Origin of the sequence: Flavobacterium sp. 28YEA47A (assembly GCF_041262125.1) — a bacterium.
GTDB lineage: Bacteria > Bacteroidota > Bacteroidia > Flavobacteriales > Flavobacteriaceae > Flavobacterium.
On sequence record NZ_JBGCCI010000003.1, the window covers coordinates 379291 to 392633 of the forward strand.

Below are 13343 nucleotides of genomic sequence, written 5' to 3' on the forward strand. Positions count from 1 at the left end.
AGGCTAAATTTCATTTGCAATATAGCCAATTCCACGGACAGTTTTGATATAGTCTTCTTCTTTTCGAAGCCCGAGCTTTTTTCGTATAGAATTGATAAATACATCTATAACTCCGGATTCATAATCAAAATGAATATTCCACACTTCTTTGATGATCTGGCTTCTGCTACATACGGTGCCTTTATTTTTTATGAGGTATTCTAAAAGAGAAAATTCTTTCTGTGTGAGGTAAACTTCAATATCATTGATAAAAACCTGATGTTTCTCTTTATCCAAATGAATAGGTCCAAGCACATAGCTTGCATTTTCTGCAACAGCAGAGCGAAACTGTACTTTTATGCGTTCTAAAAGTTCTTCAAAACTGAATGGTTTTTTGATATAATCATTGGCTCCCGCCTTAAGTCCTTCAATAGTTTCCTGTACCGTATCTTTGGCTGTTAGAAATAATACAGGCGCTGTTCTCCCGGATTTTCGGAATGACTTGCAAACTTCTATTCCTGATAATTTGGGAAGCATCCAATCCAGCAACAGCAAGTCAAAAGGTTGTGAAAGAGCCAATCGTAATGCTTTTTCTCCATCAGAGGCTACAGTCACCATATAATTTTCTTCTTCAAGTCCTTGCTTGAGGAAGTTGGAAATCCCTATTTCGTCTTCAGCTACCAGAATGTTCATAACCAACAATTTAATATAAAAACAGTCAAAATATTATGCCACCAATACGTTTAGCGATTTCGGTAAAATATCCACCTGAACCTTATTGGTTTCCAACCTGTGATATTCGCCATCAATCTGCACATCAGTAAAAATTCTATCTGGCAATTCAGCATTCAAACTCTGAATCATAACATGTTCTGCCTTTTTGAATTTTTCGCTTTTTTTGGCTACTACCAATCCGCCAAAAAACATTTTTTCGAAAAAACCGATACGAGGCACGTACAGCATATCTAAAAATCCGTCAGAAAGGCTGGCTTTTGGAGTGAGGCTCATGTTATAACCCATTTCGTTAGAATTAGAAATAAAAAGCAAAAACGGATCTACTAAATGTTCTTTACCATTGTAGCGCAATATTGCCTTTTGCGGCTTGTACTGTGAACTGGCTTTAAGAGAAGCATTCACATAAGCCGTGAGTGTGCGTTTGTTCGTGCTTTCGTATTTTTTGATAATCATGGCATCAATACCAAGTCCCATGTTGCTAAAAAAACAGTGTTGGTTGACTCTGCCTGAATCAATTGCTACCGATTTTTGCTTCTTGATGATTTCGATTGCCTGTGTTATATTTTTTGGAATGTCAAGATTTGAAGCCAGGCCATTTCCAGAACCTACAGGAATAATTCCAAGTTTTATATTGGTATTGACCAACTGCGAAGCTATTTCGCTAATAGTACCGTCACCACCACAGGCTACAATAATGTCAGGCTGTTGGCTTATGGCTTTTTCTGTCAATGCAATTGCATGTTTTTTATAGTTGGAATAGTCAATTTCAACCCTATAATCTGTTTCCGGAAAATAGCCTTTCAGAAATTCTTTAGTGATGCTGTGTTTTCCTTTCCCTGAAATAGGGTTAACTATAAAATGAATGTATGTCATTCTTTAAGCAATTTGTTTGTAAATAAATAATCGGCGGCCTGATAACCCGCAATGGTTTCTTCCAAAAACTTTTTGTCCATCGGAATCGACTTAAGTTCATTGGTTTTTTTATTCCAATCATAAAAAGCCTGTTTTTTCTGATCGGATAGAATCATGGCTTTTTCCTTTTTCATGTAAACCAGCTTTCTGTAGGTTCCTACATAAGCACGTTCTGTATATTCCTTATCATAAACATTTTTTCCAAAAAAATTAGAACGGTAATTCCAATGTAATTTTGAAAATAAAGTTGGAAACAAGTCAATCTGTGAGCATTGTTGCTGAATTTTTTCCGGCGTTTGGGCCGGCAAATTATAAATAAAAGCCGGAATATGATAATTTGCGACATCAATTTCGTCTTTTCCTGCACTGCTGGCGCAATGATCTGCTATAATTACAAAAACGGTATTCTTAAACCATGGCTTATTTTTTGCTTTTTCCAACATCTCTCCTAACGCAAAATCTGCATATTTAACAGCACCGTCCCTATTTGTTCCTGAAGGAATATCAATTTTATTTTCAGGATAGGTATAAGGTCTATGGTTAGAAGTGGTCATGACAAAATTGAAAAACGGTTTCTTGTCAGCATAATGTTCGTCTGCCACTTTTAGCATCTTGTCATATATATTTTCATCACAGATTCCCCAGGCATTTTCAAAAGTCACTTCGCTATCATCAATATTATGTCGTTGGGTTTTGATTTTGTCACTCAGTACACTTCCTCTGCCTCGGTCGTATATGGTAAAACCGTTACCACCAAAATAACTGTTCATATTATCAAAATAACCATCGCCACCGTAAAAGAAACTGCTCTGATATCCTTTTTCTTTAAAAACATTAGAAACCGTATAAAGTCCCTGATTGTCTGGTCGCTTTACGATACTCTGTCCGGGAGTAGGCGGTATGCATAATGTTACGGCTTCCATTCCGCGTACTGTGCGGGTTCCGGTTGCATAAAGATTACTAAAGAAAATACTTTCTTGTGCCAGTTTGTCCATATTTGGCGTTATGCCTTTTTCATTGCCGAATTCTTTCATAAAGCTACCGCTCATGCTTTCCATCAGTATAAAAACCACATTAGGTTTTCCATCAGAAGGCTGTGCATCTGTTATATCTCTTCGGATAGAGGTGCCATCTTTCAAAAAACGACTGTCAGATTGTTTGACTTGTTCTCTGGCAATTTCAAAGGCTTTTTTTGAATCTATGGAAGTATAAAACCTAGTATATTCCATCTGATTATTGCGAAACTCTGCAAAAAAAGAATAGATTCCGGCCTTAGATATTTCGTTATTATAACGGTTCGATGACCATTCTGCCTGAGTATTTTTTACGAATCCGATGTAACACAACAACAATACAGCAGTAATGGCAAATACAGAAATTTTTTCTTTTACAGTAGCCTTTGCTGCAAATGTCCAGGCAAAAACACCTCTTTTTTGGAATAAAAACACAATCAAAAAGGTAATCAGCGCCACACCCGAGATAAGGTAAGGCAGCGGATACGATTCTTGTATGTTACTGACAACTTCATGCGTATAAATGAGGTAATCGACAGCAATAAAATTAAAACGGGTACGAAATTCTTCCCAGAAAGTAATTTCTGCAAAAAACACAAACACCAACAGCAGTACTGTCAGCGAAAAGAAAAAATAAACAAGAATTCGATCGAGCCTGGAGCCTACATACCGGTTTGGAAACAATAACAAATAAAGTATTCCCGGCAAGGCTACAAAGCCAACTACTCCTATGTCAAAAAACATTCCGGTTGCCAAAGTTCTTATTACCGCTATCGGACTCCAGGATACTTCATCCATCTGCCATAGCATAAATGCAATGCGAAGTAATAACGATAGCAACAAAAATCCTTTGAAAAAATTCCATAGCAGCGAAAATCGCGATGAGGAAAATGCGAATTTAAACCTTGACTTAGGGGCTTCCATATTCATAGTGTTTGGTATTGCAAAGGTAACGGCGAACAGAATATCAAATTGGATTGTTAAGCCAGTCTTAAGTAAATCTTAAGAATACGTAACTTATGTTTCTTGTCCTCGATTTCATATATTTACGTATTAAAATCTGCTTATGAAATCACTATCATTTCTCCTAATCTCTTCAATGCTGTACTCTTGTTCGGGAACATCACAAGAAATACCTACCAATACTAAGAAGTTGTCTTTAAAAGAAGCGTCTGCCGTAGCAGTTTCAAAAGTTTCTAATCTTATTTGGGTAGCTGAAGACAGTGGCAATAAGAATAAAATTTATGGCCTTGCTGCCGATGGAAAGATTACGCATACTGTGACGCTCGAAAATGCAAAAAATGTAGATTGGGAAGATCTGACCGCTGATGAGGAAGGAAATTTATATGTAGGTGATTTTGGCAATAATGACAATATCCGTAAAGATTTATGCATCTACAAAATCAATGCTTCCGATCTGAAAAACGAGACTGCTGTTTCACCTTCTAAAATAGAATTCTATTATCCTGAACAAACGCAATTCCCACCTAAAAAATCAGAACTTTTTTATGATGCCGAATCTTTCTTTATCTACAAGGGAAATTTTTACATTTTCACCAAAAACAGAAGCAAAGGATTTGACGGAACGGTCATGCTGTATAAAGTACCAAACCAAAGCGGCAATCACAAAGCCCAATTGTTAGGCAAATTTAAAGCCTGTAACAACTATCATAAATGTGCCATCACCAGTGCAGATATTAGTCCTGATGGAAAAAAGATAGCCTTGCTCAGTGCCAGCAAAGTGTGGATACTTTCTGATTTTAAAGCAGACGATTTCCTAAATGGAAAGACTGAAATGTTTGAGCTGAATGATGTGACCCAAAAAGAAGGCATCTGCTTTAAAGACAATCAAACTTTGCTTATCGTGGACGAAAAGAGCAAAAAAACAGGAGGTAATCTTTATGAGATTAAATTATCTGATTTAAAATCCAAATCCTAATCCTGCTGAAACTCTTAGCCCGTCTGCCGAATTAAAAAGCGATAGTTTGCCCGTAATCAGGTTTACACCATTAATCCAAACTCCACCACCATAAGCCTGGTGCCATTTGTCTGATTCTTCATTTGGTACCCATACACGTCCATAATCAAAACCTCCAAATACACCATAACGCAGAGGCGCAACACCATTGTCTATTTTTCCAAGATTCCAACGAAGGTCTGTACTTTGGTAAAAAGATTGCTTTCCTGAGAAACGCTGGTTTCTGAAACCGCGCAAATCCGTATCGCCACCAACAGTTGCTGCCTGATAGAACTCGAAATCATCATCAAATAATGCTTTTCCTTTTAATAACGTAGCCAATACCCAGTTACCGCTGGTTGAAATTTTATAGGTGAATCCCAGTGAACTTTCTGCATACGGGAATTTCCTTTCGGTTTCGTTTACATTTATGGTATAACCTCCCATTAATGAGAAAATCATTCCCAAAGTTGCATTCGACGGATTGTCATAGTTTTCAAAAGTATATTTGGCACTCAGATCAACAAAATTTTTATAGTCAAAAACATCAGGATTTACAATTCCCGGCTGACTTACAAATCGGCCAGGAGTTCGGTCTACACTTACTCTCTCAAAACTCGCCTGAACGATTGCCGAACCGCCCATTTCTCCTGTCCATTGCAATGACGGTGTAGCTTTCAGTCTTCTTATCTTCACACGATTATAATCCATATTGATATCATCATCCGGATTTTCGGTTTCGTTTCCAATACCAAAATAATTCACACTAAAGTTAGGACTGGTATAAAGCGCATCAACTACTAAATTCCATTTCCCAATTTGATGTGGAAAAACTCCTTTGTAGAACAATTCAAAACCGCTGGTTGCAAAATAATAGTTACCTCCAACGACATGCCTTTGCGAGTATGGAAATCTGTTAAAGCCGTTTACAGTATAATTGACCCTTGCACCTATTTTGACACCGTCATCAGGGTTGAATCCTAATAGCGGATAACCAGCCATTACATTGTATTTTGGCTTCTCATAATCATAGGTATTGATCTGATAGGAATCCGAAAGCATTTTCTCTCCTTTTCCGGTGTTGACAACCGTATTGTCTTTTGTTGAAGAATCATAGATTCTTATTTTACGGCTGCTTTCCACATCATACGTATCGTGGTTTTGTCCTCCAAGTAGTCGTATCTTGAGTTTTTTTCTGCCTTCGCCTTTTACTTCAAAAATATCATCGTCATCCAAACCATACACCCACAATTCTCTGGTTTCCGGAGTATGGTAAGTTCTCTGGCGGATCAGTTCTTCCTTGTCTTTTTTGATACGATATACCTCAACCTTAGTCTCATTTCCTTCTCTTGTGATTACAAATCGGTCTTTTTTATCAGTCCCGACTATAAGCACGGTTTTCTGCAACACTTTATAATACTGATGTGCGTATTTTTCCAGATGTTTTTTTCTGGCTTTTAGGTCTGATTTTATTTTTTCTATCGAAGCATCCTTAACTTCATTTGGCAGTATTTCAAAAGCCTTGTCAATTTCTGCATTGGAAAGATTATCTGTTATGTACTTGGCCTGTTCTTTCCATACGCTTTCATCTGATTTTGTAATAAAGGCCAAATCCAACGCATAGGCTTCGCGATTGAACCATTTTACATTATCGAGCTTATCATCAAATGATCTCATGTGACGCAAGGCCGGAAAGTTCATCAAAATTGATAACAGGGCGCCATCATATCTGGAAAATGCCTGATCTCTGTCGCGTGGAATCGGACGATAAATCACTTTGCCCTTTTCTTTATATTCGCCCCATCTCCATTGGTCGGAATGCCTGTCCCAATCGCCAATCAGCATGTCGAATAATCTCGCCCTGATATAACTTGGTTCATCTATTTGGTATTTTTCATCAGCTCTGATATTCGCCAAAACATCATCTGTGCTGATAATTTTATCAGGTTTTCCAAAACTCTTTAAATCTTTAAATGCACTCATAGGGCGCTCTTCAATCATATAAAGCTCATCACCATATTCTTCATTAAACAATGCCAGCCTGTTTTGCTTTGGCACATAAAATAATTTTGGATTGGAATGACTTATACCAACCTTGTCCGCCAGTTCAGAAACAACAAATGGCGTATAGGGATGGGCAGTAGTATAAAAATCCATGATAAAGTCTTCTGCATAGGTATCGCGGAAATCTTTTTCTACAGACTGATCTTTAAAAGCAACCGACTGCAGGAATCTTGTGGCACTTTTCTTTAGGGCTCTCATCACATATTCCTTACCGTCTTTATCCACCAATCTAAGTGATTTGGATTGGTGACCTCCGCCTGAAATTGTAGGTGTTAGCCCGCCATATAAGGTATCAAGGCTTACGCTTCTGGCTTTTATTGGAGTACTGTAGATTTTTCTGTAATGTTTGCCCCAAAGAAAACGGTAAGCACCGCCTTTTGTCGTCATTTTTGTCGTGTAAACGGATGTGTCTTTAGAGGTTGGAAAATTGTTTGGATATTCTCTCAAATTTGGCTTTGGTCTTGGAAAAGTTGGCTGTTGCTTGTATAAAAGCCCTTCTTTTCCTTTTGAATCGGCTCCATAATAAGACACTTTTGAAGCTCCGTTTTCTAACACTTCCAATACAGCATAACCGTTGTGTCCAAATGAGAAATCGTTCTCATTGATTGCTCTTGCGGCTTCGTGTTTTGATCCCGCCCCACTAATAATCTGTTTGATATTATCCTTATCGATATATTGCAAATTATGATCGTGACCTGAGACTACAACCACATTATTACGATTCTGTATCAATGTCTTGACTCTTTTGACAAAAGCATTGTATTTCTTGTTCTGCAAGTCTTGTGGACTGATACCCGAAGTTTTACGCAACAAATTGATGATGGTTCCAAGTACGGGCATCGGTATTTTTTTCTCTAACGGAAAAAGATGTTTTTCTAAAGAAAATTCTCCGCCATGCGTTCCATTACTCATAAGCGGATGATGGATAGCCAGAATCGTCATTTTTTTCTGATTGTCATTCAGTCTGCTTTCCAATTCATCAAAAAACTGTTCGCGCGTCTTGATATCGCAGTCGTTATTAATGGTAGGATGTTTGTCCCAATCTTCTAAAAACCATTCACTGTCTACTACAATCAACGCTACATTATCATTGATATTCAAATGGTCGATTCCGCAATTCTTTCTGGGAAGGAATGATTTTTTTTCTTTAAGATATTCGTTAACCAGTCTTTCCTGTTCTTTCAGACCTTCTACTCCATTATACCAATCATGATTTCCCGGAATAAATATTGTTTTTCCTTTAAAACCTTTTGACAATTCCAGCTGGATATTCAGCTTTTCTTCGGCTGTTTTTCGGTCAGGACTGTCTTTTGGAGGCATCCCAAGCGGATAAATATTATCGCCCAAAAAAAGCAATGTACTGTTTGTATCTGCTTTTTTTAACCGCTCTTCAAACAGCTTAAGGATTTGCTGTGCTTTGATCTCATCGGCATTGCCTGCATCGCCCACAAGATAGAACGTATGTGAAATTGTTTTGGGATTATCAAAATTGTCTTTTATCTTAACCGGCGTCTTACTACCAAACTGGGAATGATTCGTGGCACAAGACTGTAAAAAAATTACCAAGCAGATATACTTGAAAGGTGTTATATTTCGTTTACGTGTTACATTAAGCCAAAATAATTTCATAATTTGGTAGTGGATTTAATTCAATTTATTTGATATGAATATTCTTCAAAAGGCTGAAAATTTTATATTTCAATTATTCAAAGATAACTTATCTTCCAATTATATTTACCATAATTTTAATCATACTTTAAGGGTTGTTGATAGCGTACGGCTATTGATTAAATGGGAAAAAGTTTCTGAAGAAGAGGCAGAAATTCTTGAAATTTCGGCCTGGTTTCACGATGCAGGATATATTAGCGGAGCGGAACAACATGAAGAAAAAGGAGCTCAGATTGCAGCAGATTTTCTAAAAGAAAATGGGTATCCGGATGACAAGACTTCTAAAGTTAAGGCATTGATACTTGCTACCGAACTCAAGCGCAGTCCAGAAAACCACCTGGAAATGATAATCCGTGATGCTGACTGTTCTCATTTTGGGCACAAAGAATATTCAAATTTTGCAGAACTGTTGCGTCAGGAATGGAAAATTGTAGCCCATAAAGAATATTCCAATTTAGAATGGGCAAAAGAAAACAGGACCGTACTCCTGAAATACCATCGTTTTTATACCGATTCAGCCAAGGCGAACTGGCAACCTCAAAAAGACCTAAATCTTTCTGAATTGCAGGATAAGATTACGGATTGGGAAAAAGGAAAAAAGGAAAAAACAAAAGATGCCCTGAACAAAAAAAAGCTGGAAAGGTTTGAAACTCCCGAAAGAGGAATCGACACGATGTTTCGTGTGACGCTGAACAACCACACCAAACTCAGCCAGATTGCAGATAGTAAAGCAAACATCCTTCTTTCTGTTAATGCAATTATCATTTCGATTGCTTTGTCAACTTTAATCCCTAAGCTGGACAGTCCGACTAACGCACACTTGATCATTCCTACCTTTGTAATGCTGATGTTTAGCGTTATTTCCATCATTTTTGCCATACTTTCAACGCGACCAAAAGTAACAAGCGGCCTTTTTACGCGAAAAGATATTGAAGAGAAAAAAGTCAATCTTCTGTTTTTCGGAAATTTCCACAAAATGCCTTTGGACGAGTACCAATGGGCTATGAATGTACTGATGAAAGATCGTGAATATCTTTACAATTCTATGATTAAGGATTTGTATTATCTCGGATTAGTCTTAAACCGAAAATATAAGCTGTTGCGTATTACTTATACCGTATTTATGTTTGGCATTATTACTTCCGTGATTGCTTTTGTATGGGCTTTTAAGACGGTTTAGTTCTTAAGAGACAGCTCTTTTACCAAATCCTGATAGGTATAACCATTTTCTGATTCGTCAGACTTACTATACAGAATTTCAACTCGCAAGGCTTTTAGTCCGGTAACACCTTGAAGGTCTTCAACCTCAAAAGTTTCGATAGCCCCCAGCTTGTTTTTATGTTGCAACAGGCTAATATATCTTCTGTATTCAACTTCTTCCTGATGTTGCGAATAGACAATCGTAATTTTCCCTTTTTGGGTAATTCTTTCTTCCGTTCCTTTTATGTTCGACTTGTCAATTCTTTTTTTCACAACTTCATAGCGGGCATTATAGGTGCCGTCAACATCAAAACGTTTTTCATCCATTCTGAATCGTATTGAAATTGGCGTACTGAAAACAAGGATAAGCGAAGTCACATCCAGATCATACGGAAGCGAAGGTCGCATATGGTAATATTCGTTTTCCAGCTCGCACAATGCCTGAAGCTGCCATAAACGCAAATTGCTTAAATAAACATGGCTAAACGAAAGTTGTGGCGCAATAGAAGCACCTATGTAAAGATTGTGCTCAACTCCATCCGTCTTAAACCGTTCGTAATAATGTGGAAAAAACGACTGGGCTTCTTCTTGCTTTTTATCAAGCAAAAAGGCCATTTTTTTATTGATTAGTGAAAGCGTCTGGTCAAAATCTTTCCTGGCGTCATAAACCATCATTATTTTAGGATCGAGCGACTTAAAATAGGTTTCTACTTTTGCACGAACCACTTCATTAGAATCTTTAAAATGACGCAACATCGGGTGTACTTCGTTTAGCACATAACTTTGGATAAGCGACTCCGTATCTGCTTTTAAAGTTTCTTTCAGTTGTTTTTCCAAATCTTCCAGTTCAAAAACATTCTGGTAGATTACCGGAAGTTTTAGGTTATCGCTCACAAAACGAAGCAACCTAAGAAGCCTTTCAATCTGGGCCGTAAGGTCTTTTTCAATAGCCTCATTTCGGGCCACAGAAGATCCTTTGATATCAATCTGTCCGTATAACGGATATACTTCTTTAAATACAATTTCTTTAAAAGGCAAATCCCTGGCATTTTTGTCGGTAGTATGCAAGGAAGCTTCTTCCCTGAATTTCCAGTAGACGCTTGGATGAATAGCCGTATATTCCTTCTGGATTATTGCATCAATCTGGTTTTGCATGTCTGAAAAATACCTATCAATAGTATCTACCAGAAAAGGCATGACCAAATCCAGCTTGTTTGCATTTACACTATTCAGCTGTTTTGGTTCGGACGAAACCAATTCAACAATTCCAAGAAACTTTTCATCTTTGATGACCGGAGCAAAAATACAGCTTTGCACATTCTGCGAAAGCAAGTGTTCCGCAAGTCCTTTTTCTCCCGGATTGGCAAGCAGGAATTCTTTTACATCTGAAATGATAAAATACTTTTTCTGTCCTACCAAAGTTTCCAACGAACATTCGCCCAAAGCATTTCGGCAATCTTCTTCCAGACCTGTCAGCAAAAAGCTATGCATTTCTTCTTCAAAATCAGCTTTTCTCAATCGGGTGCCGTCACTACTGAATGCAGCAAAACCGGTTCGCAAATCAGGAATTTTATATATAGACCTGAATATAGTTTCGATTGTCTCTTTTTTTAGTTCACTTCCTTGGTTATTGCTTAAAAGATTACTCTTCAGATTCGAAATGGCGCTCTCTACTGAATTATCATAAAGCGTCATAATCCCGAAACCTTTAAGTATCCAGCTTCCCGGCGGAAATTTTTCTTTCCAAAGTGCCAGGTCATCATAATTATCAATCAACAGATTAATATCTTCCTGAGTAAGTGCAATTGATTTTTCAGTAGGAAATACTTCTAAAAAATCAGCATTATAGAGAATCCTGTAATGTTTTATAATTCCATCCGCATTTGGAATATCATAAAAAATTGGAGTGCTGAAATCAATTTTAGAGCCGTAATAATAGTTCAGTATAATCAAACAGTTCATAACATAGAACTGGTGCTCATCAAAATCTCTGATGATAATCTCAAAATCTTCACCGGCTTCTTTTATAATCGTGTTAAGCCTTTCTGTAGTATTAAAAATATAATTGTCAAACGGAATAGTTACTGCCTTAATTTCGTTATTTGTTAAAGCTGTTGGAAACAAGTCTGACAAAAGATATTTGATGCGCAAGTAATGCTTTTCAATCTGCTGATAGGATTCGATGCCATCTCTTAGCTCAGGGAAAGGTTCAATTTCTTTCAAAAGTCCCTTTGCATAAGCCGCTCGATAATCCACGTCTGAACCTGCTATTTCTTCCAAAACCTCAATAACTTTCGCAAAAGAAATCTTGACTTTAAAAGGACTGAGATTATCGTGAATATGGTTCATATTTTGAAGATTCAAATTGAATGCAAATTTACGAAAATAAAAGATTCGCAAATCCAAAAGAAAACAAAAAAGCCATCATTAAAAATGACAGCTTTCTCAAATAAAAATCTAAAAACTAAATACTATTTATTTTGAAAAACAGCGAACTGTTTTTTGAGATTCGGTTTTAAATTTACTACTTAGCTAATATAGAAAAGTAATTAGCTAAAAAAAAATAAAATCGACAAAAGGCATCTTAATTTAACTTTCGACCTGTTTTACAGTCTAACTTTAAGAATGTGTAAAAAATGTTAAAGTATAGCAAAGAAAGCCATCCGATTAAAGAATAAAATTTAGTTTTGTTCGGTGCCGTATTACGGCCTTTTCTTAACTTATAAAATTATAAACTCCCGTTTCTCATGAAAATAAAACATCTAGTTTATGCGATCCTACTTCTTGGTATTGGCGGTATGATTGCCTATCGGATTATCAATAATAAAAAATCAGAATCAGAAAACGGAAAAGGGCCAGGAAATAAAAAGCCATCAATAGTAAGCGGCGTAGTTGTTCAGCCTCAAAATTTTGCAGACGTACTTTCACTTTCCGGCTCTATTGAAGCCAATGAGCAAGTCGATATACGCAGTGAAGTTTCTGGAATTGTTGAAAGCATCAATTTTAACGAAGGCACGCCAGTCACAAAAGGACAAGTTCTTTTTAAAGTAAACGATATCGAATTAAGAGCGCAATTGGCACAAGCCAAAACCGCACAAGGATTGGCTTCTGAAAACGAACGAAGAGCAAAATTGCTTTTGCAAAAAGAAGCGATCAGCCAGGAAGAATATGACATTGCCAGTGCCGATTTTAAATCAGCAAAAGCGCAATCCCAACTTATAAGTGCCCAAATTGCAAAAACTACGGTACGCGCTCCTTTCTCTGGAAAAATAGGACTTCGCTCTATTTCTGAAGGAACCTATGTTACGCCAACTACAGTAATTGCAAAACTGGTAAATACAAGCCGATTGAAAATTACTTTTTCAATTCCTGAAAAATATGCCTCGCAGATGAAAGTCAATGGCGAGTTTACATTTACGACTGCCGGTTCACAAGAAAAATTCAAGGCTAAGATTTACGCTATTGAACCTGAAATTGAAGTAGCAACCCGAACACTAAGACTTCGAGCGATTGCAGATAATCCTGAAGGCAAGCTATTTCCGGGAACTTTTGCCAATGTAATACTTCCTTTAGAAAACATTCCTGATGCCTTACTGGTTCCTACCCAGGCATTGATTCCGATTCAGAACGGAAAAAAATTGTTTACATCCCAAAATGGAAAAGCAAAAGAAATAATTGTAAAAACTGGAGCACGAACAGATAAAGACATACTGATTACTTCTGGTATTAAAGCTGGAGATACGATACTTACTACTGGTGTAATGACCTTGAAAGACGGAATGCCTGTCAAAGTCCAAATAAAAAACTAATACCCG

8 protein-coding genes are annotated in these 13343 nt (G+C 37.2%); 3 read left to right on the forward strand and 5 right to left on the reverse strand.

What is annotated here, in order from left to right:
• Nucleotides 1-3: 3 nt before the first annotated feature.
• The 3 genes from ABH942_RS06120 to ABH942_RS06130 are packed head-to-tail and all read right to left on the reverse strand — an operon-like array spanning nucleotide 4 to nucleotide 3563.
• A complete protein-coding gene (locus tag ABH942_RS06120) occupies nucleotides 4-672 on the reverse strand; it encodes a response regulator transcription factor (RefSeq protein ID WP_370030171.1) in 669 nt (222 codons plus the stop codon).
• A 33-nt stretch (nucleotides 673-705) separates the two neighbouring features.
• Nucleotides 706-1587, reverse strand: coding sequence for a diacylglycerol kinase family protein (locus ABH942_RS06125; protein WP_370030173.1), 882 nt, complete (start codon nucleotides 1585-1587; stop codon nucleotides 706-708).
• Nucleotides 1584-3563: an LTA synthase family protein gene (locus ABH942_RS06130; protein ID WP_370030176.1), complete on the reverse strand. Its 1980-nt coding sequence runs from the start codon at nucleotides 3561-3563 to the stop codon at nucleotides 1584-1586. The genes ABH942_RS06125 and ABH942_RS06130 overlap by 4 nt, the downstream gene beginning before the upstream one ends.
• Nucleotides 3564-3705: 142 nt before the next feature.
• On the opposite strand from ABH942_RS06130, the gene ABH942_RS06135 reads away from it, so the two are divergent.
• Nucleotides 3706-4578, forward strand: coding sequence for a hypothetical protein (locus tag ABH942_RS06135; protein WP_370030178.1), 873 nt, complete (start codon nucleotides 3706-3708; stop codon nucleotides 4576-4578).
• On the opposite strand, the gene ABH942_RS06140 is transcribed toward ABH942_RS06135, so the two are convergent.
• Nucleotides 4561-8289 carry a metallophosphoesterase gene (locus ABH942_RS06140; RefSeq protein ID WP_370030182.1) on the reverse strand — a complete coding sequence of 1243 codons (3729 nt, stop codon included), beginning with the start codon at nucleotides 8287-8289 and terminating at the stop codon, nucleotides 4561-4563. The two genes, ABH942_RS06135 and ABH942_RS06140, sit on opposite strands and share 18 nt — an antisense overlap.
• Before the next feature lie 34 nt (nucleotides 8290-8323).
• On the opposite strand from ABH942_RS06140, the gene ABH942_RS06145 reads away from it, so the two are divergent.
• Complete coding sequence (locus ABH942_RS06145) at nucleotides 8324-9508, forward strand: Pycsar system effector family protein (RefSeq protein ID WP_370030184.1); 1185 nt, start codon at nucleotides 8324-8326, stop codon at nucleotides 9506-9508.
• On the opposite strand, the gene ABH942_RS06150 is transcribed toward ABH942_RS06145, so the two are convergent.
• Nucleotides 9505-11877 carry a GAF domain-containing protein gene (locus tag ABH942_RS06150; RefSeq protein WP_370030186.1) on the reverse strand — a complete coding sequence of 791 codons (2373 nt, stop codon included), beginning with the start codon at nucleotides 11875-11877 and terminating at the stop codon, nucleotides 9505-9507. The genes ABH942_RS06145 and ABH942_RS06150 overlap by 4 nt on opposite strands.
• Before the next feature lie 398 nt (nucleotides 11878-12275).
• Between ABH942_RS06150 and ABH942_RS06155 the strand changes: the two genes are divergently transcribed.
• Nucleotides 12276-13337, forward strand: a complete 1062-nt coding sequence (locus ABH942_RS06155; protein ID WP_370030188.1) for an efflux RND transporter periplasmic adaptor subunit — start codon at nucleotides 12276-12278, stop codon at nucleotides 13335-13337.
• Nucleotides 13338-13343: the final 6 nt, after the last annotated feature.